This window comes from Streptomyces durhamensis (genome assembly GCF_000725475.1).
In the GTDB taxonomy this organism is placed as follows: domain Bacteria; phylum Actinomycetota; class Actinomycetes; order Streptomycetales; family Streptomycetaceae; genus Streptomyces; species Streptomyces filipinensis.
The window spans coordinates 98988-125875 of record NZ_JNXR01000003.1 but is presented as its reverse complement, the minus strand read 5'-3'; the positions used below and the strand labels follow the sequence as shown (position 1 = coordinate 125875).

The 26888-nt window shown below is 70.0% G+C and carries 28 protein-coding genes and 2 pseudogenes; 18 read left to right on the top strand and 12 right to left on the bottom strand.

Annotated elements, in window-relative coordinates:
• Positions 1–85: 85 nt before the first annotated feature.
• Positions 86–357 (top strand): annotated as a pseudogene (locus IO33_RS52130) (hypothetical protein); the annotation flags it as partial.
• Here the strand turns inward: IO33_RS52130 and IO33_RS0104305 are convergent.
• Positions 324–1466 carry a serine/threonine-protein kinase gene (locus tag IO33_RS0104305; RefSeq protein ID WP_245235681.1) on the bottom strand — a complete coding sequence of 381 codons (1143 nt, stop codon included), beginning with the start codon at positions 1464–1466 and terminating at the stop codon, positions 324–326. The pseudogene IO33_RS52130 and the gene IO33_RS0104305 sit on opposite strands and share 34 nt — an antisense overlap.
• A gap of 454 nt (positions 1467–1920) precedes the next feature.
• Here IO33_RS0104305 and IO33_RS52125 point away from each other — a divergent pair, with 454 nt between their 5' ends.
• Positions 1921–2217 (top strand): PDDEXK family nuclease, encoded by a 297-nt coding sequence (locus IO33_RS52125; RefSeq protein ID WP_245235680.1) that lies wholly within the window; start codon positions 1921–1923, stop codon positions 2215–2217.
• A 131-nt stretch (positions 2218–2348) separates the two neighbouring features.
• Positions 2349–2672: a DUF5655 domain-containing protein gene (locus IO33_RS52120; RefSeq protein WP_245235679.1), complete on the top strand. Its 324-nt coding sequence runs from the start codon at positions 2349–2351 to the stop codon at positions 2670–2672.
• 98 nt (positions 2673–2770) lie between these two features.
• Here IO33_RS52120 and IO33_RS0104295 read toward each other — a convergent pair whose 3' ends face one another.
• On the bottom strand, positions 2771–3517 hold the full coding sequence (locus IO33_RS0104295; RefSeq protein WP_031160372.1) for a DNA-methyltransferase: 747 nt from the start codon (positions 3515–3517) through the stop codon (positions 2771–2773).
• Between the two features lie 580 nt (positions 3518–4097).
• Here IO33_RS0104295 and IO33_RS0104290 point away from each other — a divergent pair.
• Both IO33_RS0104290 and IO33_RS0104285 read left to right on the top strand, forming a co-directional pair.
• Positions 4098–5243: a C40 family peptidase gene (locus IO33_RS0104290; protein WP_031160370.1), complete on the top strand. Its 1146-nt coding sequence runs from the start codon at positions 4098–4100 to the stop codon at positions 5241–5243.
• Positions 5244–5330: 87 nt separating this feature from the next.
• Positions 5331–5549, top strand: a pseudogene (locus IO33_RS0104285) (DUF6112 family protein); the annotation flags it as partial.
• Positions 5550–6013: 464 nt separating this feature from the next.
• On the opposite strand, the gene IO33_RS0104280 reads toward IO33_RS0104285, so the two are convergent.
• The 3 genes from IO33_RS0104280 to IO33_RS45745 form a co-directional block, all read right to left on the bottom strand.
• Positions 6014–6787, bottom strand: a complete 774-nt coding sequence (locus tag IO33_RS0104280) for a hypothetical protein (protein WP_031160366.1) — start codon at positions 6785–6787, stop codon at positions 6014–6016.
• Entirely contained in the window at positions 6678–7841 is a 1164-nt protein-coding gene (locus tag IO33_RS0104275; RefSeq protein WP_107069222.1) for an SIR2 family protein, read from the bottom strand. Before IO33_RS0104275 ends, IO33_RS0104280 begins: the two co-directional genes overlap by 110 nt.
• An 80-nt stretch (positions 7842–7921) precedes the next feature.
• Positions 7922–8485 carry an ATP-binding protein gene (locus IO33_RS45745; RefSeq protein ID WP_051926386.1) on the bottom strand — a complete coding sequence of 188 codons (564 nt, stop codon included), beginning with the start codon at positions 8483–8485 and terminating at the stop codon, positions 7922–7924.
• 328 nt (positions 8486–8813) lie between these two features.
• Between IO33_RS45745 and IO33_RS0104260 the strand changes: the two genes are divergently transcribed.
• On the top strand, positions 8814–9437 hold the full coding sequence (locus IO33_RS0104260; protein WP_031160358.1) for a nucleotidyltransferase domain-containing protein: 624 nt from the start codon (positions 8814–8816) through the stop codon (positions 9435–9437).
• Here IO33_RS0104260 and IO33_RS0104255 read toward each other — a convergent pair.
• Genes IO33_RS0104255 through IO33_RS45740 form a run of 3 tightly spaced genes read right to left on the bottom strand, consistent with a single transcriptional unit; the run spans position 9424 to position 12382 of the window.
• Positions 9424–9882 carry a PPC domain-containing DNA-binding protein gene (locus IO33_RS0104255; protein WP_031160355.1) on the bottom strand — a complete coding sequence of 153 codons (459 nt, stop codon included), beginning with the start codon at positions 9880–9882 and terminating at the stop codon, positions 9424–9426. The two genes, IO33_RS0104260 and IO33_RS0104255, sit on opposite strands and share 14 nt — an antisense overlap.
• Before the next feature lie 27 nt (positions 9883–9909).
• On the bottom strand, positions 9910–10911 hold the full coding sequence (locus IO33_RS0104250) for an asparaginase (RefSeq protein ID WP_031160352.1): 1002 nt from the start codon (positions 10909–10911) through the stop codon (positions 9910–9912).
• A 58-nt stretch (positions 10912–10969) separates the two neighbouring features.
• Complete coding sequence (locus tag IO33_RS45740; protein WP_051926385.1) at positions 10970–12382, bottom strand: helix-turn-helix domain-containing protein; 1413 nt, start codon at positions 12380–12382, stop codon at positions 10970–10972.
• A 306-nt stretch (positions 12383–12688) separates the two neighbouring features.
• Between IO33_RS45740 and IO33_RS51650 the strand changes: the two genes are divergently transcribed.
• The 11 genes from IO33_RS51650 to IO33_RS0104190 all read left to right on the top strand — a co-directional run bounded on the left by IO33_RS51650 (position 12689) and on the right by IO33_RS0104190 (position 21741).
• Positions 12689–13450, top strand: a complete 762-nt coding sequence (locus IO33_RS51650; protein ID WP_209438802.1) for a hypothetical protein — start codon at positions 12689–12691, stop codon at positions 13448–13450.
• Positions 13447–14133, top strand: a complete 687-nt coding sequence (locus tag IO33_RS0104235; protein ID WP_031160345.1) for a dTMP kinase — start codon at positions 13447–13449, stop codon at positions 14131–14133. Before IO33_RS51650 ends, IO33_RS0104235 begins: the two co-directional genes overlap by 4 nt.
• On the top strand, positions 14126–14995 hold the full coding sequence (locus IO33_RS0104230; protein WP_031160343.1) for an isocitrate lyase/phosphoenolpyruvate mutase family protein: 870 nt from the start codon (positions 14126–14128) through the stop codon (positions 14993–14995). The genes IO33_RS0104235 and IO33_RS0104230 overlap by 8 nt, the downstream gene beginning before the upstream one ends.
• Positions 14986–15456, top strand: coding sequence for an NUDIX domain-containing protein (locus IO33_RS0104225; RefSeq protein ID WP_031160341.1), 471 nt, complete (start codon positions 14986–14988; stop codon positions 15454–15456). The genes IO33_RS0104230 and IO33_RS0104225 overlap by 10 nt, the downstream gene beginning before the upstream one ends.
• Positions 15457–15461: 5 nt before the next feature.
• On the top strand, positions 15462–16127 hold the full coding sequence (locus tag IO33_RS0104220) for a TylF/MycF/NovP-related O-methyltransferase (RefSeq protein WP_031160339.1): 666 nt from the start codon (positions 15462–15464) through the stop codon (positions 16125–16127).
• Positions 16124–17047 carry an NAD(P)-dependent oxidoreductase gene (locus tag IO33_RS0104215; protein ID WP_051926384.1) on the top strand — a complete coding sequence of 308 codons (924 nt, stop codon included), beginning with the start codon at positions 16124–16126 and terminating at the stop codon, positions 17045–17047. The genes IO33_RS0104220 and IO33_RS0104215 overlap by 4 nt, the downstream gene beginning before the upstream one ends.
• Positions 17044–17910, top strand: coding sequence for a hypothetical protein (locus tag IO33_RS0104210; RefSeq protein WP_051926383.1), 867 nt, complete (start codon positions 17044–17046; stop codon positions 17908–17910). The genes IO33_RS0104215 and IO33_RS0104210 overlap by 4 nt, the downstream gene beginning before the upstream one ends.
• A gap of 30 nt (positions 17911–17940) precedes the next feature.
• Positions 17941–19824 carry a radical SAM protein gene (locus IO33_RS0104205; RefSeq protein WP_051926382.1) on the top strand — a complete coding sequence of 628 codons (1884 nt, stop codon included), beginning with the start codon at positions 17941–17943 and terminating at the stop codon, positions 19822–19824.
• Positions 19821–20540: a 2OG-Fe(II) oxygenase gene (locus tag IO33_RS0104200; RefSeq protein WP_031160330.1), complete on the top strand. Its 720-nt coding sequence runs from the start codon at positions 19821–19823 to the stop codon at positions 20538–20540. Before IO33_RS0104205 ends, IO33_RS0104200 begins: the two co-directional genes overlap by 4 nt.
• Positions 20541–20632: 92 nt before the next feature.
• Positions 20633–20794, top strand: a complete 162-nt coding sequence (locus IO33_RS50260) for a hypothetical protein (protein WP_157857789.1) — start codon at positions 20633–20635, stop codon at positions 20792–20794.
• Positions 20795–20850: 56 nt separating this feature from the next.
• Entirely contained in the window at positions 20851–21741 is an 891-nt protein-coding gene (locus IO33_RS0104190; RefSeq protein WP_051926381.1) for an aKG-HExxH-type peptide beta-hydroxylase, read from the top strand.
• A gap of 79 nt (positions 21742–21820) precedes the next feature.
• On the opposite strand, the gene IO33_RS0104185 is transcribed toward IO33_RS0104190, so the two are convergent.
• The 3 genes from IO33_RS0104185 to IO33_RS0104175 all read right to left on the bottom strand — a co-directional run bounded on the left by IO33_RS0104185 (position 21821) and on the right by IO33_RS0104175 (position 24620).
• Positions 21821–22471, bottom strand: a complete 651-nt coding sequence (locus IO33_RS0104185; RefSeq protein ID WP_031160325.1) for a hypothetical protein — start codon at positions 22469–22471, stop codon at positions 21821–21823.
• Between the two features lie 88 nt (positions 22472–22559).
• Entirely contained in the window at positions 22560–24128 is a 1569-nt protein-coding gene (locus IO33_RS0104180; RefSeq protein WP_031160323.1) for a recombinase family protein, read from the bottom strand.
• Positions 24129–24197: 69 nt separating this feature from the next.
• Entirely contained in the window at positions 24198–24620 is a 423-nt protein-coding gene (locus IO33_RS0104175) for a secondary thiamine-phosphate synthase enzyme YjbQ (protein WP_031160320.1), read from the bottom strand.
• Between the two features lie 281 nt (positions 24621–24901).
• Between IO33_RS0104175 and IO33_RS0104170 the strand changes: the two genes are divergently transcribed.
• Positions 24902–25981 (top strand): NAD(P)-binding domain-containing protein, encoded by a 1080-nt coding sequence (locus IO33_RS0104170; RefSeq protein WP_031160318.1) that lies wholly within the window; start codon positions 24902–24904, stop codon positions 25979–25981.
• Positions 25982–25993: 12 nt separating this feature from the next.
• Here IO33_RS0104170 and mltG read toward each other — a convergent pair whose 3' ends face one another.
• Entirely contained in the window at positions 25994–26875 is an 882-nt protein-coding gene (gene mltG, locus IO33_RS0104165) for an endolytic transglycosylase MltG (protein WP_031160316.1), read from the bottom strand.
• Between the last annotated feature and the right edge of the window lie 13 nt (positions 26876–26888).

The following is a 26888-nucleotide window of genomic DNA, read 5'->3' as shown; positions in this document are numbered from 1 at the left end:
GACGGCGCATCCGGCGCAACTGGAATTAATCAGAGTCAGTGAACGATGCCGTGTCGAATTGACGACCGGTGTGGCGAGCAAAGCCTGGAAGGAAGAGCACAACGCCTCCCACCGCCGGGTCCGTGCCCGCGTTCGAGCACGCCTTCTGCCCGGATGAAGGCTCGGAAGATCCTTCGCGACTGCCGATTGAAGGGCGACGGTGTCCACCACGCGATGAGCGGCATCGCTCGCCTGCACAACCTCACCCGCAGGGGATGGACAGGCGGACGGAACACCGGCCAGCCCGGCCCGCACCCGCTCGAAGATCCTTTACGGGACAAGCCTCAGCCCAGGCCCTGGCGAAGGCGGCGGAGATAGCTGTCGATCTGTGCCAGTCCAGGCCAGTCGCTTCCCCGTAGGCGGGGGGTTTCCGATCGGAGCCGTACTCCAATGTCCAGCGCCTGGTGGAGGCCTTCCGTCGCGGCGTACAGACTCATCAGCCGTGCGAGAGCATCGAGGTGACGACTAACGGCGTCCTCATCGCCTTCGTCGGGCGTGATCGCGCTGATTCGGTCGAAAGCTTCGATGGCAGCGGTCGCTTCGCCGAGTTCCATCCGGCACTGCCCGGCGTAGTACCAGCACAGCTGGGCTTGCTCGTCGTGATCGCCGTAGCGGTCGATGTAGTGGTGGGCTAGTGACTCGAAGAGCGCGAGGGCCTCTCGGTGGCTTCCGGCCAGGAACTTCACCTGGGCGAGGCTGAACTGCATGCCTTCTTTGAGCTCCAGATCAGCGGCTCTCGCGATGGCCTCGGCGAGTGCATCGGCCGCCTGGGTGAACTGGCCATCCTGAGCCAGCCGCGCTGCCCTGTCGGAGACCGCGTCCGCCTCTTGCTCGGTCAGTGCGGCGGGGCCTGGCTCCGGCCCCTGCGGTGCGGCGGCCGGCCGCGGCGCGAGCGGCGAGGGAACGACGAGCGTGGGGGTGTACGAGGAGGCGACACTGGGGCTGGGCGCCCGGCCGCCGAAGGGACGCAGGAACGGCAGACGGGGGTCGAGGATGCCCTCGTCGGTCGTGGCGGCGGTGCCGGTGGAGACATGAACGAAGGGCAGGAGGGTGTCGTAGACCGCCATCGCATCCATACGCTGCTCGGCTTCCTTGGTGCGCATCGCCAAAAGGAGCTTCTCGATCTCGGCCGGCACGTCTGGGCGCAGGGTGCGAATGGGTGGGGGCGGGGTGTGGACGTGGTGCCACATGTGGGAGCGACTGTCGTCGGGGGTGAACGGCGGCTTGCCGGTGAACAGTTCATGGAGCACGCAGGCGAGGGCGTAGACGTCTGCGGCGGGTCCGACGGCGTTGGCCAGGCTCTGTTCGGGGGACATGTAGGGCGGGGTGCCTACGGTCATGCCGACCTGGGTGAGGCGGGACAGGGTGCCGACTCCGCGCAGGGCGGCGACGCCGAAGTCAAGGACCTTGACGACGCAGACGTTCATCGACGAGACCGACTACGAAAGCGAGACGGTCCCCGTTTCCTGGGCCGCGGCTGTCGGCGCCCAGATCGCCTCCGTCCTTGACACCGTTCACCGTCACGACGTCGTTCACCGCGACATCAAGCCGTCCAACCTGATGCTCACCCCTGGAAGCAGACCTCCTCTATCGCGCGCAGGTCGTTGAGGAATTCCTCCGGGGTGGTGGCCAGCGGCAGCTTGATGGTCGACTCGGAACACTCGACTCGAACGTGCTTGGAGCTACCAGAGGGCAGTGAGGTCAACGGGATGCCGCTGACCGTTCCACAGATGCGGCGGACGACTGCACCGAACCGGTCAAGCCCGAAGCCGTCGATACGCTCCCCCGGGCGACGGAGTACTCGTCGACACGCCCTCGTCCGTCCATGATCTGGTTGCGCACCTTGATGATGCCGTCCTCGTCGAGCTCGGTATCCGGTTCGTGGCGTCGGAGTATGCGACCGGTCCGTGGCATCGGGGGCGGATCGACACGCTGGGGCTGGATGAGAACGGCAGCCCGGTGGTGATCGAGTTCAAGAAGGGCTCCGACAGCGGGGTGCTGTCGCAGGCCGTCTCGTATCTGTCCTGGCTGCGTTCGGCGCAGCACGAATTCGAGGCGCTGGTCCGGAAGGTGCTGGGCGCGGCGGCCGCCGAGTCGATCGACTGGCGGCGTCCGCGGATGGTCTGCATCGCGGCCGGCTTCTCCCGCGCTACCGGGTCTTCGAGGGCGGCCTGCTGAGCCTGCTGCTCGTCGACTCCTCGCCCGGCTCAGCGAGCGCCGCTTCGTCTCGGCGGAGCCGGGAGCGGGACGCGGTGGGCGGCAGCGCGCCGGCGGCACCGGCGACTCCTGCGCTGACGGGTGCTGGCCTCGTGCCGGAGTCCTTGCGGGACCTGTACGCGGAGCTGGACGAGGCGCTCACGGCGTGGGGCGAGGTCGAGGTGGCGCCGCTGCGGCACTACATCGCCTACCGGCGGCTGGTGAATATCGCGTCGGTGATCTTCCGCCCGAAGCACGAGGCGATCCTGGTCTATCTCAGACTCGACCCCGACACGGTCGCGCTGGAGGAGAGCTTCACCCGGGACATGCGCGGCATCGGACACCTGGGGACCGGGGACCTGGAGGTACGTCTCGCCTCGGCGGCGGACCTGGAGAAGGCGGCGCCGCTGATCCGGCGGGCGTTCGAGGCAGCTTGACGCAACGAGAAGGGCGGCTGGCGCATCGGTCATTCGATGCGCCACCCGCCCTTTGGCGTCTGCGGCCCGCCAGCCCCGGGCTCTCCCCGCTCTCGTGATCACGCCTCCGGTCCGGCCAGGTCGAAGTCGTCCTTGGTCAGCTCGGCGCAGAGCCGCTGCTCGGCCACATCGGCGTAGTGCAAGGACAGCTCGACGCCCACGAAGCGACGTCCCTCGCGAAGGGCCGCGACGCCCGTGGAGCCGCTGCCGGTGAACGGGTCGAGGACGGTGCCGCTCTCGGGGCAGACCTGCACGAGCTGCTGCATGATCTCGACGGGCTTCTGGGTGATGTGGACCCGGTCCTTGCGGGGCTGGGAGGCGATGTAGTGGCCGGGCAGGTAGAGGTCGCGGGTGTTGTCGAGGGATCCCTTGACGCCCCAGACGATGAACTCGGAGTCCTGCTTCGGCCCGCCCTTGCGGGGCCGGCTGGCGGGCTTGATCCACGGGATGGTGCCGCTCCAGGTCCACCCGGCCATCTGCAGGGCGTCGGACGTTGTCGGTTCCTGGCGCCAGTCAGAGAAGACCATGGCCACCGCGTGCTCGGTCGAGGCCCGGTACGCCTCGGTGAGCAGTTCGGTCAGCCAGGAGCGGTAGGAGCGCTGGTCGCGGTTCTCGCCGGGGAAGTTGGCGAGGTCGTGGGCGCTGTTGCTGGTGACGTACTTGGCGCGCGCGGTCCGTCCGGTGCGCTCCGAACTCGTACGGCCGCCGGAGTTGTACGGCGGGTCGGTGATCACGGCGTTGACGCTCCCATCCGGAAGGGACTTCAGCACGGTCAGGGCGTCGCCTCGGTGCAGCGTGTAGCTCATGGGAATGGGCCTCTCTCATGGGCAGGGCAGGGCTGGGCCCGCTCCAGACAGCGCTCAACCGCGTTCTTCCGGGGCGGGGTTGTGCTGGAGGTTAGCGGCGATCTGCGGCCGTACCCAACGAGGCGGGCCGTGCTGCGGGCCGGGGTCCTGGAGTCGTTTGGTGCGGCCGGAATCCCGGTCTACTGTCTCGCCGTGTCACCGGGCAGGAGTCTCGCTCCACCCCCGCTGACCTGTGCTTTTCCGCGCTGTCTCGTCCAGCCGAGCGGTATCGAAGGCACGTTGCCCTCTTCCTTCCCGCACACCGTCAGGAGCCTCGGTGTACTGCCTGAGATTACGAGCGCGGCTGGCTGCCGCGCGTGACCTGAGACCGGCGTCCGGGAGCTACCAACTCCTCTGACCCGGGCCCGCCCGAGCGGGGATGCACATCGGCGCGGTGCCGACGGCTTTGCACGAGAAGTCGGCATCGCGCCTCCCACGGACACCGAGGAGCCGCTGCGATGCAGCATGCCCTGATACCTCCGCGCCCCGACCCGACGCCGTCACCCGGCCGGCAACGCCGCCTCGGTGAACGGCGGCGGCGATGAAGACGACCACCGGCGCCGTCGTCGGTCTCTGCGCAACCGCTCCGCTGCTGATGGCCGTTCCGATTCTCGCCATTGGGGCAGGGACCGCCTCGGCCTCCTGCTCGACCGGCGGGACACAGGATGTGGATACCGCCGCCGTCGCCACCCAGGTGAAGGCCATCCTGGACGGCGGCGACAAGGGCTCGGTCTCCGTGCCGGGCCTGGATGACCCGGCCGAGCAGGTGCCCCACGCCAGGACGATCCAGGCCACCAGCGTCGCGATGAACATCCCGGCCCGCGGGCAGGTCGTGGCTCTGGCGACCGCCCTGCAGGAGAGCGGCCTGCGGAACCTGACCTACGGTGACCGCGACAGCTTGGGTCTCTTCCAGCAGCGGCCGTCGCAGGGCTGGGGCACGGCGAACCAGATCCTCGACCCGGTGTACGCCTCGACCAAGTTCTACGAGGGGTTGCGGAAGGTCTCGGGCTGGGAGTCCCTGTCGATCACCCAGGCTGCCCAGGCGGTGCAGCGGTCGGGCTTCCCGGAGGCATACGCCAAGTGGGAGCCCCCGGCCACCGCTCTGCAGAAGGCCATCGAGCCCCTGCTGCCGAAGGCCGGTGGCGCGTCACCAGGCCCTTCGCCGTCCGGCTCGGCCGGCACCGGCAGCCCTGCGCCCGGTATGGCGGGCGGTTGCAGCGCCGAGGGGGATGGGAGCGACTTCGGCACCATCCCGCCCGGGGCGCTGCCGGCCGAGTACAAGATCCCCGCCAGCGCTCCGCAAGAGGTCCAGACGGCGATCCGGTGGGCGCTCGGCCAGCTCGGCACGCCGTACCAGTGGGGCGGGACCTGCACGAACTCCCACGGCAACGACGCCATGGGCCGGTGCGACTGCTCCTCCCTGATGCAGCAGGCATACAAGGCCGCCGGGGTCACCCTGACGCGCACGACGTACACGCAGGTCAAGGAAGGCAAGGCGGTGTCGGTCGACACCCTCCGGCCGGGTGATCTGATCTTCACCGAGGGGACGGCCGCCGTACCCGAGCACGTCGGGATGGCCATCGGGCAGGGCCTGATCGTGCACGCCCCGCGCACCGGCGACGTGGTCCGCATCACGACCCTCGCCTCCTGGAAACCGCGGATTCTCGCGGCCCGCCGAGTCGCCTGACCGGCGCTTTTCTCCCTTCCCCCTTTCTCGCACCGCCGCTTCGCCCCAGCGGGATTCGGCGCGCGCGTAATCGAACTGGAGTTCTCCATGTATCTCGCCGACCAGGTCATGCAGCTCGCCTACGACCCCGGGATCAAGCCGAACGAGGGCGGCCCGCCGGGCCTGTCCGTCCTCAAGCAGGTGATGGGCTCGATCAACCTCTTCGGGCTCATCGCCGTGGTCGGCGCCCTCGCCGTCAGCGCGGGCGTGTGGGCCTGGGGCCACCACTCTGGCGGCCACCAGGCGGAGGCCGAGCAGGGACGCGGCGATCGCGCTCTCCTGCTTGAGGAAGTCCTCGGTGGCCTTGAGCATGGCACCCGCTCCGTTCGCCATCACCTGGTGAGCGAGGCCGGCCGCCTCGAAGACGGTCTTCACGGCTGGCTTGTAGACGGCGGCGAAGGCACGGCCGGCGTTGTCGTCACCCGCCATCCCCCCGTGAGCGCTGAGCTCCGTGAACAGCAGACCCAGCATGTCGTAGATCAGGTCCCGCAGCCGCACCATGGACCACGAAGCGTTGACGTAGTTCCCCGCCTTGTGCTGAAGATTCAAGACTCCCCCGTACCCTCGGCCACCAGGCTGTTCGATAGACCGTGCACGTGGGCGAGGGGAGGAGCTCCGCCGCACCGGGCACGTGGAGCATCTGTGGTCGATTCCTGCCGGAGGCGGGCTTGACCGCTGCCGTCGCGGGATTCTGATGTGTTGTCAAGCTGTCGGAGCGACTTGTTTGTGCATCACCACGTTCTGCCGTACTGGCCCCTCCACTCGGTGAGCGAGGTGAGGGCTTTCTGGGCGCGGGGGAGCTGTCCACCGAAGGCGCCGGCGCGCAGGAGCGGCCAGGTGTCGGTGAGCTCCGTCTCGATGACGGCGGCGAGGCCGTTCCCCTCGTACCCCCAGATGGAGTCGAGGAGAAACTCGCCTGCCCAGGGGTTGGCAAAGGCAGGCTTGTCGGTGTCCATGGCGATCATTGAGGCCAGGAACTCGAACCGGGCACATGCCTCGCGGTAGGCGACGTCGCTGGGCTCGACGAGCCGGAAGGGCTCGCGCAGTGTGTCCTTCATCCAGTTGCTCTGGGGGTAGTGGAACTTGCCGCCCTCGGCCGGGTGCATGTCGTGCATGCCGTCGGTGTTGAGGATCCGGACTGGATTGAGGTACCAGGCCGGTCCGCGGCGGGGGTGTCCGGAGTGGGGGACAGTCCACTCCGGGCGGTAGAGGGCGGTGGCCAGCAGCTCCTCGCGGCGGCTGAGGACGGAGGCGATGCCAATCGTCCAGGTGGCCAGGAGCGCCGGGAGATGGCGCAACTCCTCCAGATACGAGTTGTACGTGCCCGGCATGGTGTCGCGCAGACGGACCAGACGTTCAACGGCGCGCTGCCATACGTGGTCGTGCGTGCCGTCGTCATGGAAGACACCGTTGGCCAGCAGGTGCAGAAGGGTGTCGCTGTCCGCCCGGTGGCCGCGAACGTTGGAGCCGAAGGTGTCGGCCCAGGTGGTGGAGGAGGCGTTCATGGGCTTTTGATCGGGTGTGCTGCGATCGAGGACCCGGGTGGCGGCCTGGTCGACGAGGTCGAACAGCTCGATCCGACGGAGGGGGTCGGGCAAGGGCTCGCTTGAGCTGGGCCACGGCCGCGTCCCGGGTGATGGGCGCGGTGGTCATATTGTCGAGGGCTTCGATGCGGCGCACGAGGTCGGTGAACAGCTCGTCCGCGCTCTTGCCGTCGATCACCACCGCATCATGCCGTGCGGTGAGGCGCCGGGCGGCATCGCTGAACCGGCCGTACTGCGACCAGAACAGCGGGTACCGGCGCGATCGGGTGCCCTCGACAGCGCGGACGAGCGCTTTGTCCCAGTCCGCGGACCAGCCGCACACGATCAGCCCGTACTCGTCCAGGACACGCTCCAGCAGCTGCTGGAGTTCGTCGGGGTAGGTCTCCAGCTCGTCGACGGTGTTGCGTTGTTCCAGGTCGGCGTAGTCGCCGTGCAGCTTGATCACGGTGACCTGGCTGTGCACGAGCGGCTTGATGCCCTTGATCTGATCCGGGCGGCTCACCACCTGGGGAGAGATCCCGACCTCCTGCAGCGCCCGCTCGGTGAGCCGGTCGAAGTTGGTGGTGAGGATGACGCGGATGCTGCCGCGCTTGACCAACTGGGCGATGGCCCGGTGCGCCGCGCTCGGGCCCTTGCTGTCGCCCTGGCCTTCCTCGGGTTCGAAGTACTCCGCGAGCATGGCCTGCCGGGAAGCGGGCTTCGGTGCTGCGGCGGCCAGCAGGGCGGAGTAGCCCAGGGGCTCGTTGGTGTTGGCCTCCCACCACTTCTCGGGGTCGGCAATGGCCTCGGCCTGGGCGTCGGGGTTGTCAGGGTCGCGGACGGCGGCGACCTTCCCGACGATGTCCTGCACGACCCCCCAGCCGGTCTTCACTCCCGAGGCGATCGAGATGCCGGCCCCCAGCAGCAGCGCGTACACGCCCGGGCTCGAGTGCACATTCAGCGCCATGGCCATCGGGGGCTCGATAAGACCCCCGGCCGGGATAGCGGCCGGGCCGGCCGCGTCGTCGCTAACCATGTATGCCTCCTTCTGTCGATGACTCACCCGGCGGGCGAAAGCTCATCAGCTTCGGCAGCAGGATACCGGATTAATCGTCACTATGACGAGAAAGGGGGATCCTCCTGCGTCGCCATGGTGAACCCGCGTTTCGTCGACGTGCTGGAACGGGATGCCCGAGTGCCGTCAGCGTCACTCCCGTCGGACGGGTCCGGCAACGCCGGGGCCAGCACGATCCAGGCGGCCTTGGCGCCATGTTCCGTGACGTGGAACCCCCACTGCCCCTGGGCCAGTTCGTTCACGATGCGCAGGCCCCGTCCACGCTCGGCGAGCAACCCGCTCGCCCCCTCGGCCGGTTCGGCGTCCGACGACGACGTGGCACCGAGGTAGAGGCCCGCGGGGAGCAGAGGGTCCCCGTCATGGATCTCGCAGATGTACCTCCCGGCGGCCGAGCGGACGTGCACCTCGTACGGGCCGCACGCGTGCTCATGCGCGTTCGCCACGAGCTCCGAGACGGCCAGGACGCCGTCACTGACGACGTCCCCGGACAGCCCCAGGTCCTTGAGGACACGTCGCAGTACCGCGCGGGCTTCGCCCGTCGGGTTGGGAGTGCGGTTGGTCCAGCGGTACACGAGGCCGAGAGCGGCGGATGGCGCGCTGATCATCGGGCGACGGACCTCCTGTGGGTGACAGCGATGACCTTCTCCCGGGGCTGCGACGTGGTCGCGGAAGTGCGCCAGTACGCCGCTGAGAGGCATATGGCCGCAGGAAGCACCTGGCTTCGGGCACGCGGCCCCGGAAGGATCGTGGCGCAAGCACCAGCCACGGGGCCGGCCGCGAGTCACGCACACAACGATGGATGCCTGTGTCCCTGATGCTCATGGGCGTTTATGAGCGCAGGGGGTACGAGCGGGCGACAGGGCCCTACACCGAGACCGCCGACCCGCCGCCGGCCTTCGCCTCCACCCCTCTGATCACTGGGAGTATGGGCGGGTGAGTGCTGACGTGTTGGGACGCTGGGTGCCGGATCGTCCCGAGGATGTGGCCGCGGTCTTCGCCAAGGCGGACTTCCCATGGTGGATCGCCGGAGGCTACGCGATCGAACTCGCGGTCGGCCGCGAGCTGCGCGCACACGGTGATCTCGACGTCCTCGTCCTCCGGCGCGACCAGGCCCTCGTACGTGAACTGCTGGCCAACTGGGACCTGTACGTGGCGGACCCGCCCGGCCAGGGACAGCTTCGGCCTTGGCGTCCTGGAGAGGTCCTTCGGCCGCCGCTCCACGACATCTGGTGCCGCCGCACGCCCAAGGCGCCCTGGTCGGTGCAGCTCATGCTGGACGAGGCCGAGGGCACCCAATGGGTCTCGCGGCGCACCCCAGAGATCCGGCTCCCGATCGACCGGCTCGGGCGCAGGAGTAAGACGGGCATCCCGTATCTCGCGCCCGAGGTGCAGCTCTTCTACAAGGCCAAGGCGACTCGCGACAAGGACGAGACCGACTTCGCAGCGGTACTGCCGCTGCTCGACGCTCCGGCACGCGCCTGGCTGGCGGGCGCAATCAAGGTGATCGCGCCCGGTCACACCTGGATTCGCCGGCTCCTGCCGGTCAGCCGAACGTGAGCAGCGGGACGTCGTAAAGGTCGGGGTTCTGGGGCCGGGTCATCGTGGGCGACGCGACCTCCACGATCAGCAGTTCGCTGAGGAACTGGACCTTGGCGCTGAGGAGGTGGCTCGTCCTGCCGTCGGCCGACTGGGCCTTCAGGCCGGCGGAGACGTGGATGTGCGGGAGTATTCCGCCGGTGGCGAGGTCATGGGCGAGGGTGCCGGCGCCGAACGCCTCGACATTGGTGACGTACGTCTTCGCCCAGACCGGTGCGTCCGGGTCCGCGAGCTTCTCGCAAGCACCCACGATCTCAGCCTCCGCGAAGGCTCCGATGAACGAGGGGATGTAGCCCTGCCGTACGCCGTTGTCCCGGCAGAAGGTGGACAGCGCTTCGAAGAAGTCTTCCCCGTGGTCGAAGGTGACGCCGAAGGTACGGCCGACGGTCAGCTCGTGAGCACGCATGTGCGGGTGTCTCCTGATGAGGTGGGATCAGCGGGCGGAGGCGGTGGTGAAGGTCTCGCGGACCGTCGCTCCGTCGGCGCCCTGGGCGAGCAGAGCGTGCAGGAGGAGCCGCGCCTGGTACGGGCCGAGGTCTCCGGAGCCGATGAGCCCACGGCCGAGGAGGTCCTTCTCGGAGCCGGGGAAGCCGTACGTGTCGGACAGGACGGGGCCGTTGCCGATGCGGGAGGCGAGGACCACGGGGATACGGGACGCGAGCTTGGTGAGCCCTTCGACCAGGCGCTCCGGGACGTGGCCGACGCCGAAGGCAGCGACCACGAGTCCGTCGCAGTTGCCGTCCCACAGGTCGAGCAGGGTGCCGTCGTCACCGAGGGTGACGGTGTAGAGCCCGACGCGCGCCTCACGGTCGGGGGCGCCGACCAGCGGTCCGCGGGACGGCAGGCCGCCGACCATCCGCACCCGGTTCTCCGCGACCCGCGCGATCGGGCCGCACGCCGGTGAGGTGAAGGCGGCGGGGCTGGTGGTGTGGGACTTGCGGACGGTCCGGGCCGAGTGGATCTCGTCGCCGAGTACGACGAGGCAGCCAGCGCCGCTGAGCCCGGGGTCGGCGGCGGCAAGGACGGCGGCGTGGAGGTTGGCCGGGCCGTCGGCGCCGGGCAGGGTGGGGTTGCGCATCGCGCCGGTGACGACGACCGGCTGCTCGTGGTGGTGGTAGAGGTCGAGGAGGAAGGCGGTCTCCTCGATGGTGTCGGTGCCCTGGGTGATGACGACGCCGTTGACGTCTCCGGTCCCCAGCTCTGCCGCGATCGCGGCCGACAGTGCGGTGAGGTCCTCGAAGGTCAGGGAGGCGCCGGGCAGACGTCGGAAGTCCCGCACCTTGAGGCCGATGCCGCTCGTGGCCAGCGCGGGTACCGCGGCGAGGAGTTCGTGGGCCGAAAGCGCCGGTACGACGCCTCCGGTGGTGGGATCGGTGGTCATGGCGATCGTGCCGCCGAGGGAGAAGACCGCCACGTTCCTGACCGACTCCGTCATTCCCCTGCTCCCCTGTCCGGACGCCGCCGGGCGCGGCCTCACGAGTGGTTCACGCAGGCTATCGGGTCGGCGCCGTCGGGGTACGCGGAATGATCACCATCTGCTCGGCCACGAACCGGCAGGCGGCCTCCAGCCCTTCGAGGCCGAGCAACCGGCTGCGCGGTCGGGCAAGCCGCTCCGTACCGGCCGCCGACAACTGTGCGCACCGGCGGCCGAGCCAGGAGGCGTCGAGGCCGAGGTACTCCGCCGTTGCCGCCAGACGCTGCCCTGCCTGCCCGGCCGCCGTGGCCGAGTGCTGGCTGACGTGGCCCGTCACATCGGCGAACGTCCGCAGGGCTCCCGGCCGCGCGGTGACCGCGAGGCGAGACGCCCCCTCGGTCCGTACCCATGAGGCGATAACGGCCCGGCGCCCGTGGGAGAGCACGAAGCCGTCGGTGTGAGCGAAGCCTCCGTCGTCGGTCACCCAGGTGCAGATGCCGAAGGACTCCATGAGCGCGATGGCGAGGAAGAGCAGAACGCGCTCGTACGCGGGCGAAGAGGCGACAGCAGTCGCGGGGACGCAGAACCCCCGGCCGCTGGTACCGCCCGGACTCCGGGGTGCCATTCGTTCGAGGTAGCGGTATTTGTGCCGGAAGAACAGCCACGTGGCAGCCTCTTCACCGCGCTGTTCCCTGGTCCAAAAGAGGGGCGCGTCGCCCAGGTGGTCACGGTGGCCCAGGATGTACCGGGCGGCGGTCTCCGAGCCGATCAGCATCCGGGAGACTTCGGTCAGGTCATGGTCGGAGGCGGCTGGTGAGCCTGGGGAAACGGTGAGCGACGCCAGCGATGTGTGCAGGGCTTGGTCGTCGCCGAGAAGTGCCGCCTCGAAGCCAGACACGGCCCAGAGGATGCCGTAGGTCAGATCGTCCAGTTCGTACGCGGCGGGGATGTCAACCGGGGTGGAGGCGGTAGCGCGTACGCCGCTCGACCGGGCGTCGGTGACGAACTGCCGGACCGCCCCGTCCACCGTGCGGTTCGCGACGACGGGCGCGCGCATCGGCATGGCGCGCCAGGCATCCAGCTCCGGGCGGGAGTCGAGCCTCAGGCTGTCCCCGAGGAAGGAGGCCGCGGGAAGGGACAACACAGGAAGCGCCGTCGTCGGGACGGACCGGCCGGCGGGTAACAGAAGCTGGCCCGGCCCTTCGGGCAGCGTCGCGTACCCACGGGCTCCGGTACCCGCCGCTCCCGGTCGGCCCGTGGAGTCCGGGGTGTGCGGATCGGCCGTGGGCAGGAGCCCGAGCAGCTCCTCCGGGACTCCGAGCGCATCGGTCCACTGGACGAACTGCCGTCGGTCGCGGATCTGTTTGAGCCCTCGTTCCAGTCTGCTGACCTCGGCCTGGTCGATGCTGACCATCCGCGCCACGCCGGCCTGGGAGAGGCCCGTGTGCTTCCTGAACAGCTTGACGACGGTGCCGAGTTCCCATGCAGCCACGGCTCGCCGGACCGTCGGATCACGCCAGAAGGCCGGGTCGGCCCGTCGGGCGGCCGGCCCGCCCTGGCACGAGGCGCATCGTGTACCGGCATTGAAGCGGCTGAGAAGGGCACCGCAGCGCGTACACCGCCGCTGTCCGCTGTCGACCATGGTCGGCATTCTCCCTCGCTCTGTGATCACCCGGGCACGTTCCGCTGATGGGGCTCATAAACACTCATGGGCGTGGGCCTTCGTGGCGGCCATCGTGGTGGAGCACCGCCGACCGGAGCCGCGTGCCGCGACTCCCCGGACGTGAGGATCCGACCTGTGACCTCCTTGACCCTGCCACCCCGGCCCCCTGGTTCGCCGCCGCTCGCCCATGCCTGGCAGACGCTGGCGGACGGGCTGCTGACCCAGCGGCTCCATCTCCATCTCGACGAATGGCGGGCTGCTGTCGCCGAGGAGAAGGCGCTGCCGGACGTGCCGGGCGCCGATGTCTCCGTGCTGGCCCGACGCCCGTCGCCGCTGCCGGCAAGCGACGAGTCCGCGATGGCGCTGCTGGGGGACGCCGGGCTCGGCTTCTGGTGGGAGCTGCCCCAGCGGCACGGAGCGGAGCCGCGGAACCAGCGCTGGACACTTCACCGCGCCGCCGACACCGTTGCCCAGAATCTCCTCGCCGAGCAGTCCGGGGCGTCCTGGTCCGACGCTGTGATCGCCGTCAGCGGCGCCGCCGCGTGGTGGGTGGGCTTCTTCGCAGTCATCCGTCACCGCGGGGTGCACCACATCACGCTGGAGCCGCACCCGAACCCGGTCCATGAGCAGGCCCTGGGCACCGCCGTGAGCGTTGTGGCCCACGGCATGGCCACGCGGGTGCTGGAGACGGCGCTGCGCGGCTCCGCCGACGACCCGGCCCTCCGCACCACGTACTGCCGGGCCATCGAGGCTGGCATCTGCGCCGAGCCCGAGCTGCCCCGCCTCATCGACGAGTTGGCGGAGCTGCGGCTGGTGGACCTGGTGTCCACCACGGCCCGCTGGCGGGGCCGTTTCACCAAGTACGCCGGCGGCACAGGGGCGGGGCAGGTCGAATGAACCACCGCTATCCGTTCATCGTCATTGAGGGGCTTGACGGCACCGGCAAGACGACGCTGCGCAAGGGCCTGTTCCGGCTCTGGGAGGGGCTCTACGGCGTCACCCCGCTGTGCGTGCTCACCACCAACTTCCTCGCCGCCGACCAGGCCGCCGCCATCGTCACCGGCAAGTACCAGCCGAACGCCGGGAACCGCGACGCCTACCTGTCCGCGATCGCGTCGGACAAGCGGGCCACGCTGGATCGCCTTGTGCTCCCTCAGCGACCGGTCCGGCCCGTGATCGCGGATCGCTGGCTGCTCAGCGAGCTGGCCTTCTTCGCCGTCAAGCACGGCATGAGGGCGTCGGAGACGTACAAGACCCTGGCCGCGCATCTCGCCGTGGCCCCCGATCTCACGCTCGTCCTGGATCTGGAGACCGACGCCTCGATGAGCCGGGCGCAGGCCCGACAGGGAGACGCCGTCCGAGGCGACTGGGACGTGCACGACGTCCAGAGCCGGGTTCGGGAGACCTATGAGGCCGTGGTCACGAAGCCCGACCAGTTCCCGCTCCTCGGCGACGTGGTCCGCCTGGACGCCCGCCGCCCCCGGTCCGAGGTGCTGCTCGCCGCCTGGGACGTACTGCGCGATCGACAGCTGGTACCGCCCATCGCCGCCCACACGGAAGGAGGAGAGACCCGTGACTGACGGCACGAAGGCGAGGCGTCTGCGCGAGGCCCTCGACGACAGCGAGCCGAAGCACCCTTTCCTGGCGATCGGTGCGGTGAACGCGCTCGCCGCGCACGTCGCGGCGGAGGCGGGCTTCGACGCCCTGTGGGTGAGCGGTCTGGAAGTGTCCGCGGCCTCCGGGCTACCGGACGCCAACGTCCTGGGCCCCCGGGACCTGTCCGACGTGGTCGCCTCGCTCGGCCGCGTCACCGAACTGCCTGTCATCGTGGACATCGACAACGCGGGCGGCTCGGGGCGCACGGCGGAGCGGTTCGCGTACGACCTGATGCGCGCCGGAGCCGCGGCAGTGTGTGTCGAGGACAGCGCATACCCCAAGTGCAACAGCTTCGCGGCCCACCGTGCCCAGAGCCTCGCCGACCGGGACCTGCTGTGCGAGCAGGTGGGGCGCATACGGAAGACCGCCGGTGACGGCCTCGTGGTCGTGGCCCGCACCGAGGCCCTGATCGCCGGCGAGGACATGACCACGGCGATCGCCCGCGCCGAGGCGTACGCCGAGGCCGGAGCGGACGCGGTACTCATCCACTCCAAGGACGCGACCGGTGATCAGGCGCGGGCCATCGGACGTGCGTGGAACCACGGCGTGCCGCTGGTCAGCGTGCCCACGGCGTTCCCCGACCTGAGCGCCGCCGAACTCGGCGAGGCCGGCTTCCGCCTCTGCATCTACGCGAACCAACTCAGCCGTGCCGCCCTCGCAGGTATGCGCACCGCCGCCCGTCAGTTCCAGCGCGGCGGGAGCTTCCGCTCCACAGTCGCGGGGTCCCTCGCAGAGGTCGGCGACCTGATGCGCGTCGGCGAACCGGAGGCGCTGTCGTGCCTCTGACGCCCGAACTGCCTCGGATCAGTGTCTCCGTGAAGGCGGCGATCGTGCGCGACGGCGCCATCCTGCTGCTCTCGTACGACGACGAGGCCGGGTTCCACTACAACCTCCCGGGCGGCAAGGCCCAGGTCGGCGAGAACCTGCGCCAGGCCGTGAACCGCAAGGTCGCGCAGGAGACCGGCCTGCAGGTCGTGGCCCGGCGTCTGCTGTGCGTCGTCGAGTACGTCCCCGAGTCGTGGCAGGGCGAGTTCGGGGACGTACAGAAGGTTCAGTTCAACTTCCTTGCCGAGCAGGTGGACGACGCCGAGCCGCGAATGCCGGAACCGCCGGACCCCATCCAGGTGGGCTTCGAGTGGGTTCCGCTGGAACGTCTGGGCGACGTGTACCTGCTGCCCCGGATCAACCGCCCGCTGTCGGCGGCGTTGAGCGGGGAACTCGCCGACCACTTCGTGGACAGGTGGTGACCTTCATGGATCCGACGTTGAAGGATCTGCGGGAGTGGCTGCTGCGGGAGCACTCCGGGACGGTCTGTGCCGACCGACTCAGCGTGATCGCCAGCGAGCTCGCCGACCTGACCGCCCGCGGTCTGCCGGGAGCCGTGGTGGAACTCGGCTGCTACAGAGGTGCGATGGCCCTCTGGATCCGTAGCGTGCTCGACTCGTTGGGCGATCACGACCGCGAGATCCACGTCTACGACGCCTTCCAGGGCATGCCCGCGCCCGGCACCGAGGACTCGGACCATCTGGCGGCGGGCGAGCTCCGGTCGTCCCCGGACCACGTGCGAGCCACGCACGCGGCCTGGGGCAGGCCGGCGCCGGCCATCCATCCGGGGTGGTTCGACGAGACCCTTCCCAAGGAGCTGCCCGACGAGATCGCGTTCGCCTACCTGGACGGCGACTTCTACGACTCGACCCTCAGGGGACTCACGCACTGCGTCACCCGCCTGGTGCCGACGGGTGTGTTGCTCGTCGACGACTACGCGGACACGGCGGTCAATCCACGGGCCTGGGACGGGCTCCCGGGGGTGAAGCGCGCCTGCGACGCGTACTTCGGCGAGCCGTCGCCGGTGACCGTCGTCGTCGGCGAGGGTGATCTGGCCTTCGGCCGGTACGAGAAGCCGGGGTCCCTCGGATGAGCGCAGTCCTCGTGGTGCGTGGAGCGGCGGATGCGGGTGCGATCCGCCGCGCGCTGCCCGGCGTCCCCGTGCACGATTTGCTGGACCTGAGCCTGCCTCTGCCAGCCGACACGGCCGTGGTCGTCCTGCGTTCCGGTGTCCGACTCGGCGAGCGAGAGCTCGGCGCACTGCCTTGTCTGCGGCAAGTCATACGGACCGGCTCCGGCATCGACCACATCGACGTGAGCGCCCTCCCACGCCGTGGGATCACGCTGCACCGCAACGCCGAGGCCGGGGCGGCCGCCGTGGGCGAGTGGGTCCTCGCCGCTGCTCTCGCCCTGGCCCGACGGATCCCCCTGGGGCAGCACGCGCTCATGCTCGGCCGCCACGAGAAAGAGGCGTGCATGGGTGTCTCACTCGGCACCCTGGCCGCGGGCGTCTGGGGCGCGGGTCCGGTGGGGCTGGCCGCCGGCCGGGCCCTCGCCCCACATGTAGCACGCACGGCCTACGCCGCATGGCCGTCGAATCCCCCCGGCCTGCGGGAGGTGTCGCAGGCGGCGCTCATGGAGCAGTCGCAGGTGCACGTGGTCGCCCTGCCACTGCGTGCCACGACCCGGCAGTTCATCGGCGAGGAATTCCTGGCACGCGTCGCTCCGCAGCAGCCCCTACTGATCTGCGCCGGGCGGCTGGAGACTCTCGATATCGCCGCCTGTCTGCGGGCCTTGGCGGACGGCGGACTCTCGGGCCTCGCACTCGACCCGGTCGAGCGGGAGCACCTGCCGCTCCTCACCGGCTCCACGGTGCCGCTCAACCTCTTGGCCTCGCCCCACATCGGCGCCCAGCGGTCCGACGTGCGCGGCGCGCTCGACATATGGGCCACAGATCTCCTCAGGGAGATCACCGCTGACGACAAGATCCTGATCGAGGGAGGCCACCGGTGACCCCATCGGCACGACTGCGCCGGGAGATCGCCGACAGAGTCGCCCAGGCGCTGCTGGCGTCGGGCGAGGCTCGTGAGGTCTGGCTGGAGGGTGCCCTCGCCTGCGGCTTCGCCCACGCGGCGAGCGACATCGACCTGCGTGGCATCGTGGACGGCGCCCTTCCGGCGTGGGAGTCACGCATCGTGGACGGCGTCCGTGTCGACCTCCAGGCGGAGGCGCCGCAGCGGGCGGAGGAACTCCGTCACCTGCTCCGCTCCTTCGACGTCCGCCGCGACGACCTCGGATCGTTCCGCCGGGTACGTGCCTCGATGCACGACCTCATGTGTCTGCGCACCGCTCTCTCGTACGGCTCCGGACGCTGGGATCCGGTGCTCGATCCCGGGGAGCGCCAGGGCTACCGCCGCTGGGCGGTCGCCGACCAGGCCGAGGTCGCGGCGAGCCTCGCCGAGGACCTGACCGGCCTCGTCGCGGACGGCCTGGCCGAACCCGTCGGCGTCGTCTGCCGGAAGCTGGAGACCTGCCTCACCGCGCTCGAGTGCGCGGCGGCCGGGCATCCGGTCCTGGGCGACAAGTGGCTGCCGCTTCTTGCCAGCGCTCCGTCCCGTCCGCCGATCGACCCGGCCCACGCGGAGACGTGGGAGTGGTTCCGTCCGGTTCAACGCCGCGTGACCAGAGCGCTCCTGGACTGCTGGCCCGTCAACGACCCGCTGCGGACGCCTCCCACCCTGGGTGCCCCTGACGCTGGCTGGCTGCCCCAGCGATACGCCGACGGATGGTTCCTTCGCCGCGGCGACGTCCACGTCCCCGTCACCGGCGGACAGCTCCTCGGGTGGCTGTCCACGGTCTCCACCGATGGCGCGTAGACCACGCCTATCCTCCTCGGGAGTCCTCTGATGCCCGTCACCCGCACCGCCAACATCGACCTGGAGAGTCTCTACGCCCCGCTTTCGAGCACCGGGCCGGACACGGCCGTCTCCGTCATCCTCAAGCTCCGGGGGGAGACCTGCGACATCGACTGCCTGTACTGCTTCGAGAAGCGCAAGGAGTCACCGGGCGGCGCCCGCATCAGCGCGGCACAGGTCCACCGCCTCGGTGCGATCTTCTCCGAGCGTCCGCTCAGCGTCGAACTCCACGGCGGGGAGCCCCTGACCGCCAGCCGGGAACGGATCGCGGAGATCCTTGACGTGCTCGCCGCACAGCCGAACGTCATCCGCGTGAGCCTCCAGACCAACGGCCTCCAGCTCGACGACGCCTGGCTGGACCTGTTCGAGCGGCACTACCCGGACCTGGAGATCGGCCTCTCCCTCGACGGGGACGCACTCGGGAACTCGTGGCGCGTCGGCTACGACGGCCGCCCCACGTACCCCCGAGTGGTCGAAGCCCTGGAACTCCTCGGCCGGCGGGAACGCCGCGTCGGCGTCATCTGCGCCGTCACCCCGTATGTCCTCGGCCGGGCCTCCGAGGTCACGGAGCACCTCGCCTCCTTTCCCGCCGTGACGACGGTCAGCCTGGTGCCGTGCTTCGACGCGGCGGTCACCCGGTCGACCACGGTGGCCGGATCCCGTACGCCGACCAGCCGGGCACTCCAGCGACGGGCCATAGGCCCCACCGGCCCGGCCTGGGCCGTCACGCCGCGTCAGTACGCCGACTTCGTACTGGAGGCCGCCCACCACTGGGTCGCCAGCGGCCTGTTCCGCCGCGTCAAGCTGGAGCCCGTCGTCTCCGTCATCCGCCGTCTGAGGGGTCTACAAACCCGTTCCTGTCACTTCTCCGACTTGAAGTGCGACCACGTCCTCACCCTCTATCCCGATGACCGTCTGGGAAGTTGCGACGAACTGCCCTGGCCTCAGGCCGGCCTGGCCGCGCTCGGCGGCGTACACGCTGAGGCGGACGTGGTCGGCGCCCAGGGCGGCTCTCTCCTGCTTCAGCAGGCACGCTCCCTGGTCACGAGGTGCACGACCTGCGACTACCGCGACACCTGCGGCGCAGGCTGCCCGGCGGTCCGCCTCCGCTTCGCCGCCGCAGGCGACGAAGACGCCTACTGCGACCACCGCATGCGCCTGATCGACGGCGTCGCCGCCCTGCTCGCCCAGCCGGACCTCCCGCCCGCTGCTTTCTGTTCCCGGCTGCGCTGGCGTCCCGTCCGCCCCAACGACATGCACCACGTCGCGGCGTTCCTGGCCCGCTGGGATGCCCCCGCCGCACCGCGCCCACCCGCACGCCTCCAGGTCAGCGCCCAAGGCAACATCAACACGGTCGGCCTCCCCGGCGTGCACGAGGCAGACGATCTCGACCCCCACCATCCCCAGTGGTACGAGGGCATCGAGCCCGGCGTCCGTCCGGTCGTCGACGCGCTCACCGCGGGATGGAACGCCGTCACCTACGACAGCTGCCAGGGCCACGCGTACGATGACCTCCCTGGAGCCGAGCCCCGCTTCCTCTCGGTCGGCATCCTACCGCGCGACCGCGCCGAGTACGCGCGTACAGCGGCACGCCTGTGCCATGCCGCCAGCCGAGCCGATTCCTCCCTGCCCGGGGCGTGTTCGTTGGTTCTCGGTCGCAGCGAGCTCACGTGCCGCATCACGGGCCGGGTGTATCCGACGCTCGACCTCCATCTCGTACCCGCTGCTGGCACCACGCCTGCCGAGTACTTCGAGCACCTCGCCCAGGCCGCGCGCGTACTCACGGAGGCCCTGGCCGAGGCCGCCTCTGCCCCGCCGTCCACCCTCTGCGCCTGCGCGACCGAAGCCAACCCCAGCGATGGAGGCAGACAGTGATCCACATCGCCGAGACGTTGTCCATCCGTACCGTGGAGAGCTTCCTCAATCCGAACGAGATCGAGCGCCTCAACGACGTCATGGACGACGCACTCGGCCCCCTTGGACGCGACCGGTACGGCACCAGCCGCCGCACCACCATCCACGAGATCCCCGGTTACTCCCCCGCCGAGGCGCAGGACGTCTACGAGCCGGCCGGCCGGATCGAGATGACCGACATCCCGTACGAGGCGACCACCGTCCTCGACCAGGCCCTCAAGCTCCACATGGCCGCCATCACGCGCACCCTGCCTTCGGTCACCGGCCACCGGCCGTGGATCTACCTCGAGTACGGCGCCGGCCAGTACATCACCCCGCATGCGGACGGCATCGCCCCCGATCCCCTCACCCGTCCTCGGCAGATCGCCGCCGCGACGGTCACGCTCACGGACTTCCAGGACACAGGCGGGGCGTTCTACGTGGAGACCACGGGTAGCGACGCCGCCTGGACCACCGACGAGGCGCCGACCGGGTCGGGTTACGCCCCGGGGATGCGCTTCGCACACGACGGGACGGACATGTCTTCTCCCTGGTTTGGCAGCATGCCGCGCACGCGGTGGAGCGTCACACCCGCTCCCGGCACTCTCGTGGTCTTCGGCAGCCAGCTCGTCCACGGCACCGAACCGGTCCGCGCCGGTCGCGTTCGCAAGTTCCTGACGCTCTTCGTCTCCGAGTAAGGAGCCATGCATCCGTGACCGGCCCCCGCGGCCCGCCCGCACCAGCCCTTCGCCCCGACCCACCGCCCCGACCCGAGGAGAGAGAGCGAGCAGTGGCAGACGACAAGACGTTCGACGAGTTCCTGGAGGCAGTCGCGTCCCTGCGTGACAGCGACCCCGTGCGCACCACCGCGCACACCTCCAACGCGGCCACCGAGACCTGGCTGGCCACCAGGGTGCAGCCTGACGCCGCTGAGCCCACCACCGAGTCCTGACCCACCACGGGGCCGGGCCGTCCCGGTCCGGCCCCGTTCCACTCCCGGAGCCCCAGATGAGCGCTCTCTCCCCGGAAGCCCTGGTCGCCCTCTGTGGCATCGCCGGCCACCAGCGCCAACGGACCAGCCATATCGCCTCCGTACTCGGCAACCGCCTCGGCTCGTCCGCTCTCGACTACGCCGTCGCCCACCACCTGCTCGAAGGCGCCGAACACGCCGCACGTGCCCGGGACGCGGACCGCCTCAACTGGTTCCGCAATGCGACTGTGCAAGACCTGACTCAGCTGTCGGCCGGACCGCACATCGTGCTCAACCCGCGCCCGGCGGACCTGCTCCACTCGGAGATCTCCGAAACCGCGTACTACCTCGTCGGCCCCGACACCGCCCCTGCCTCACCCGAGACCCATGGCCTCGTTCGTGCCGCCCTCGCCTCCGCGGCCGAGCACGGCTTCGGCACCCTGCTCACCCAGCACGCCCCCGTCGTCTGCCTGCTCAACCGCCGCCGACTCGACGAGACCCTCCACAGCTGGGCCCTCACCCGCCTCCCGGGCACGGTCTTCACCGACTACACCGCGCACCCCGAGGTCCTGGCCCGCGACCTCATCCACGAGGCCGCCCACAACTGGCTCAACGATGCCCTGACCGCGCACGACGTCAGCCTCCCCGCCGACGTCACCTTCTTCTCCCCCTGGCGAGGGACCCCGCGCCCCATCTACGGATTCCTCCACGCTTGCTGGGCCTTCTCCCTCACCGTGCTGTACGCGCGGCGGGCCCGCTGCGGCGCCACGGGTGCTGTGGCTTCCTTCCTTGACGCCCACCTGCGCCAGCAGGAGGGCCGGTTCGCCTCCGTACTCGATTCGCTCGCGGAGGCACTCTCGTTCGTTCCCACTGAAGCAATCCGTGATCGCATCAACCGGGCCGTGGGCGGGGTCGTGCCACCGGCGTAACCGCCATGGGTTGTTCCGGCAACGCCTCCGGCGCGACAGGCCGCGGGCCCCATTCCCAGGGGAACGGGCCCGGACCGCGTCACGCCGCCAGGGACCAATGAACGTTCTCCGAGAATGACTCGAGAGCGACAAGCTGAGGCTGGACGAACGCCACCGCCATTCCAGACCGAGTCGTCATGCGACTCGTATAAATACGCACCACGACGCGCACCCGACCAACGGGAGGAACTACCTCAGCCGACAGCGCTCGCACTGCCTCGGAAAAGTCCCAGGATTCTAAGGTCAGTCGGAATACACCAAGGTCTTCCGCTCCTGCGATGCTGAGCAGCAGCGACACTTCAGGGCGCGGGCCGGTGCCGGCCCGTGCCTTGACCATCTGGTCGCAAGTCCTTGTGCGCCCATTGGCCTTGCCAGCCTCCGACCGAGTCAAAGCCGCGGAACGCGCCTGATCCATTTGGACGGTAGCGGGCGCCTGCCGTCGGACCGAGTTGCAAACAAGTGCAGTCGGACCGGCGAGTGTCGCTTCGACGGCGCTCCGGCCCAGGATCACCTCGGTGGCTCCGGCCTGCCCCTGCGCTTCCCTCATCCTTCCTCCGAGCCGGGCGGCCAGGTCCGCAGCCTTCGCCTCGTCGTTGGCCAGAATCGCCCATGTGGGCTCGTCGGTCGACCGGCCGTGTTGGTAGGCAACGTGCAACTCGCCCGCGATCAGTTCGGTTTCCGGGTTCGGCATCTGGACTCCTGGCGTTCGCTCGATGGAGGAACGCCAGGATGCGCCCGATACCCGGACTTGACAGTGCCGCGCGATCCGTCTGAGGCCCTCAGGCGCCTGCAGTCCGGAAACTGTCGCTCAGGCTCAGGGGGTCCTGCTCAGGACCGTGCAGGAGTCCCGGTACCCGGCGCACGGGGGCCGATGCCGAGAACACCGTCACCCTGACCCCGAAGTCCAGCAGAATCTCCTTGCGGGCCTGGACGTCCGGGGCCTTCATCCATCGGTCCTCCACCGTTTCGCCAGTAGGGCGCTGCACCATGCCGGGCGGTCGCTGGGGCTCGCTCTCCAGTTCCTTCAGCTCCCGGGAGAGCTCGATGTAGCGCTCGCGGTACCACTCGGCGTCGTCGGGCTGGTCGTAGAGGCCGGCCTCGCGGTCGGCGCGCAGACGCTGCTGGCTGGCTTTGACCTCGGCGATGCGGTCGGCGACGCCGTTTCCGGAGTCGTAGACCGTCTCGACGATCGCACCATGCCCGAGCTTCTCCAGGAACCACCCCTCGACCAGTGCGTCGAGATTTGCGACGCGCATGTTGGGAGCCGGGCGGCAATGCTGCGCGCCTTTCCAGCCCTTGTTCCGGGCGGTGCAGGCGTAGCGAGGTGGGGCATCGGCGGAGGTCTGAGTGAAGAGCCGGTTCTGGCACTGGCCGCACAGGGCCACTTCCGTCAGGAGGTACGACCGGTTGGTCTTGCGGCCCCGATACGGGGTGTCCCTGGCACGGAGCACCTCCTTCAAGGCGGTGTGCGTGGTGTGGTTCCACAACCCCTCGCTCAGGCGCACCGGGTTTCCCGTCCGATCGATGACGGGCTTGCCCTGGTGGACGAGGTAGCCCATGGCCGCCTCGGACAGCAGCATGTTGCGCAGGCTCGTGGGGTACCAGGGGCGCCCACCGGCCGGCTTGCCGTACATGACGGCGAGGTGGTCGGTCGGCGACAGCTCGCCAAGACGGTTGAGGCGAGCGGCCTCACTGCTCACCGACACGTTCTCGGGGTCGGCGAGAATACGGCGCGCGACGGTCCGCAGGACCTCGGCCGCATGCGGGTGGAGCTCGACGCGGTCGACCCGGCCGTTCGGCACGGTGCGGACGTACTGGAAGCCGTACGACGGCTTGCCTTTCGGGCGGCCCGCCGCGCGTATCTTCTTCGTGGCGTCGCGGTTGCGCCGCTGGATGGCGCGCAGCTCCATCTGCGCGCCCCAGGCCTCCATAGTGAAGCGGTTCTCGTCGTTCGGGTCGTCGAGGTTCCAGACGCCCTCGTGTCCGTAGGAGACGAGGAGCTTGCCCTCGTCGCGCATCTTGTAGCCGGTGTTGAGGCAGTCGACCACGTTGCGGCCGAGCCGGTCGACGGCCGCGGCAACGAGCCCGTCGTACTTGCCCCGCTCGTCGCGGAGCCACGGACCGAGCTTGGGACGGGTCATCGGGTCGGTGGCGCCGGACACCTCCCAGTCGTCCGCCCAGTCGATGATGTGCCCGCCGATGGCAGCGGCAGCCGTCAGCACGTCCTCCCGCTGACGCTCGGGCGAGGTCGTGGCGGCCTTGACCCGCGACAGCCGACGTACTCCGAGCAGGCACTTTCCGCAGCCGTCGTACGGCCGCTCGATCTCGTCCATGGTGGTACCGCGCATCTTTCTCCCGTTTCGCCGGAGCGTAAGGAGATTTGGCGGCCACACCCAGGACGATCTTGATCGGCTCGATCAGCCCAGGAAGCTCAACCGCACTTGACGGTTGGCATTGTCTTTATTGGTGTCGACCAGGCACACCGACTGCCACGTGCCCAGTTCCAGGCGGCCGGCGATGACCGGGAGCGTCGCGTGGGGCGGGACGAAGGCCGGGAGGACGTGGTCGCGGCCGTGGCCGGGGCTGCCGTGCCGGTGCTGCCAGCGGTCGTCGGCGGGGAGCAGGGTGTGCAGGGCGGCGAGCAGGTCGTCGTCGCTGCCGGCGCCGGTCTCGATGATGGCGATACCGGCGGTGGCGTGCGGGACGAAGAGATTGAGCAGTCCGTCGCGGCCGGATGCCGCCTCCCGCAGGAAGTCCTCGCAGTCGCCGGTGAGGTCGACGACGCGTTCCCGGGAGCCGGTGGAGACGTTCAGCATTCGGGTGGTGAAGGCATCTGACATGCCCCCATCCTGACCCATACGCCGGGTTTCACACTCCGTGGCGCGGGCGTCCGCCGAGACGGGCGTTCCGCAGCGAGGCGAGACGCCGTCGACCATGGAGCGGTCATCTGGATACGTCCGGCCAGCGGCACCGGCGTGCTGACGGCCGGTGGGCTCACGCCGCCGGGCCGGATCGCCCAGGCCGGCCGGGACCGCTGTTCATCATCCGACGTCTTCGCGGCGTACGGGGCTTCCTCCCCGGCCCCGGGAAGATCCGCGCCCGCCCTCCGGTTGGTAGAAGCGTGAACGAATCGCGTGAGGTCGAGGTCGTCGTCATCGGCGCTGGTCAGGCCGGGCTGTCCGGCGCCTACCACCTGCGGCGCAACGGCTTCGAGCCGGACCGCGACTTCGTCGTCCTCGACCACTCGCCCGCGCCGGGGGGCGCCTGGCAGTTCCGGTGGCCCTCGCTGACCTACGGCAAGGTGCACGGGATGCACGCCCTGCCCGGCATGGAGCTGACGGACGCCGATCCCGCGCGGCCCTCCGCGGAGGTGATCGGTGCGTACTTCGACCGGTACGAGCGCACCTTCGGCCTGCGCGTGCGTCGGCCCGTCGACGTGCGGGCCGTGCGCGAGGGGGACGGCGGACGGCTTCTGGTGGAGACCTCGGACGGCACCTGGTCGACTCGCGCGCTGATCAATGCGACCGGCACCTGGGACCGGCCGTTCTGGCCGCACTATCCGGGTCAGGAGACCTTCGGCGGACGGCAGTTGCACACCGCGCAGTACGCCGGCCCCGAGGAGTTCACCGGGCAGCGGGTCGTGGTCGTCGGCGGAGGCGCCTCGGGCACCCAGCATCTGCTGGAGCTGGCCCCCTACGCGGCCGCGACCACATGGGTCACCCGGCGGCCTCCGGTTTTCCGGGAGGGCCCTTTCGACCAGGAGGCGGGCCGGACCGCGGTCGCGCTGGTGGAGGAACGGGTGCGGCAGGGTCTGCCGCCGCGCAGTGTGGTCGCGGTCACCGGGCTGCCCCTCGACGAGGCCGTTCGACAGGGGCTCGCGGACGGGGTGCTGGACCGGCGGCCGATGTTCGACCGGATCACCCCGGACGGCGTGGCGTGGGCCGACGGACGGCACGTCGACGCCGATGTGATCCTCTGGGCGACCGGGTTCCGGGCCGCGCTGGACCATCTGCGTCCGCTGCGGCTGCGTGAGCCGGGCGGCGGGATCCGGGTCGAGGGCACCCGGGCGGTGGCCGATCCGCGCGTCCACCTCGTCGGCTACGGACCCTCGGCCAGCACCATCGGCGCGAACCGGGCGGGCCGCGCGGCCGTCCGGGACATCAGGCGACTACTGGCCGAGGAACAGCCGGTCGCCGCATGACCCTTCGCCGGCTCAGCGGACGGACTGCGGCGGGGAGGAAGCGGACCCGCCCGGGCCCTGGCTCGCGTTCTGGTGCACGGCGTTGAATTCCGCCACGTTGCGGGTGTGCGTCGCGTAGTCGGAGGTGAAACGGGTGTCCCCCGGCCTGACCGTGACGAAGTACAGCCAGTCGCCCGGCGTCGGGTTGAGCGCGGCGCGCATCGCCTCCTCACCGGGATTGTCGATCGGCGTGGGCGGCAGTCCCATGTGCTGGTAGGAGTTGTACGGGCTCTCGACCCGGATGTCGTCCTGGCTGGTGTGGACGGTGCTGCGGTTCATCGCGTAGTTGATCGTCGAGTCCATCTGCAGCGGCATGCCGCGCTCCAGACGGTTGAGGACGACCCGGGCGACCTTGCCCATGTCCGCAGGCGTCGCGGCCTCCGCCTGGACGATGCTGGCGATGGTGACGGCCTGGTAGACGTTCATGGCGTTGCGCTGAGCCCCCGCCGCGACCGGCGCCGCGTTGAACTCGCCGTTGGCGGTGTCGGCCATGGAGCGCAGCAACGACTCGGGCGTGGCTCCCTTCTCGATGTGGTACGTCGCCGGAAAGAGGTAACCCTCCGGGTTGCCCTGGGCTTCGCTCGGCAGTGTCAGGCCGGCTCGTCCGACGGATTTGCGCGCGCTGCCCGCGGGGAGCCTGAGGGCCTTGTCGATCGCGTCGTACACCTGGCTCGCGCGCCAGCCCTCCGGGACGACCAGCGCGGTGGGCGGTGGGGGCTCCGCCGGAGAGCTGTCCAGCGTCAGCAGCGGCACCGCCACGGCGGTGCCGACCACGACGGCGCCGGCCGCAAGGAGTGCGAGTCTGCCCCGGCGTGTCAGTCGCGTCGTGCCTCGTGACGGAATGTTCGTCTGCATGCGGGCACGGTAA

Excerpts from the sequence above, each read along its gene's own strand:
- IO33_RS0104305 (WP_245235681.1), bottom strand. The coding sequence starts at position 1,466 with ATGAACGTCTGCGTCGTCAAGGTCCTTGACTTCGGCGTCGCCGCCCTG.
- IO33_RS0104295 (WP_031160372.1), bottom strand. The coding sequence starts at position 3,517 with ATGAGCTACACGCTGCACCGAGGCGACGCCCTGACCGTGCTGAAGTCC.
- IO33_RS0104290 (WP_031160370.1), top strand. The coding sequence starts at position 4,098 with ATGAAGACGACCACCGGCGCCGTCGTCGGTCTCTGCGCAACCGCTCCG.
- IO33_RS0104280 (WP_031160366.1), bottom strand. The coding sequence starts at position 6,787 with ATGAACGCCTCCTCCACCACCTGGGCCGACACCTTCGGCTCCAACGTT.
- IO33_RS0104275 (WP_107069222.1), bottom strand. The coding sequence starts at position 7,841 with ATGGTTAGCGACGACGCGGCCGGCCCGGCCGCTATCCCGGCCGGGGGT.
- IO33_RS45745 (WP_051926386.1), bottom strand. The coding sequence starts at position 8,485 with ATGATCAGCGCGCCATCCGCCGCTCTCGGCCTCGTGTACCGCTGGACC.
- IO33_RS0104255 (WP_031160355.1), bottom strand. The coding sequence starts at position 9,882 with ATGCGTGCTCACGAGCTGACCGTCGGCCGTACCTTCGGCGTCACCTTC.
- IO33_RS0104250 (WP_031160352.1), bottom strand. The coding sequence starts at position 10,911 with ATGACGGAGTCGGTCAGGAACGTGGCGGTCTTCTCCCTCGGCGGCACG.
- IO33_RS0104235 (WP_031160345.1), top strand. The coding sequence starts at position 13,447 with ATGAACCACCGCTATCCGTTCATCGTCATTGAGGGGCTTGACGGCACC.
- IO33_RS0104220 (WP_031160339.1), top strand. The coding sequence starts at position 15,462 with ATGGATCCGACGTTGAAGGATCTGCGGGAGTGGCTGCTGCGGGAGCAC.
- IO33_RS0104215 (WP_051926384.1), top strand. The coding sequence starts at position 16,124 with ATGAGCGCAGTCCTCGTGGTGCGTGGAGCGGCGGATGCGGGTGCGATC.
- IO33_RS0104205 (WP_051926382.1), top strand. The coding sequence starts at position 17,941 with ATGCCCGTCACCCGCACCGCCAACATCGACCTGGAGAGTCTCTACGCC.
- IO33_RS0104190 (WP_051926381.1), top strand. The coding sequence starts at position 20,851 with ATGAGCGCTCTCTCCCCGGAAGCCCTGGTCGCCCTCTGTGGCATCGCC.
- IO33_RS0104185 (WP_031160325.1), bottom strand. The coding sequence starts at position 22,471 with ATGCCGAACCCGGAAACCGAACTGATCGCGGGCGAGTTGCACGTTGCC.
- IO33_RS0104180 (WP_031160323.1), bottom strand. The coding sequence starts at position 24,128 with ATGCGCGGTACCACCATGGACGAGATCGAGCGGCCGTACGACGGCTGC.
- IO33_RS0104175 (WP_031160320.1), bottom strand. The coding sequence starts at position 24,620 with ATGTCAGATGCCTTCACCACCCGAATGCTGAACGTCTCCACCGGCTCC.
- mltG (WP_031160316.1), bottom strand. The coding sequence starts at position 26,875 with ATGCAGACGAACATTCCGTCACGAGGCACGACGCGACTGACACGCCGG.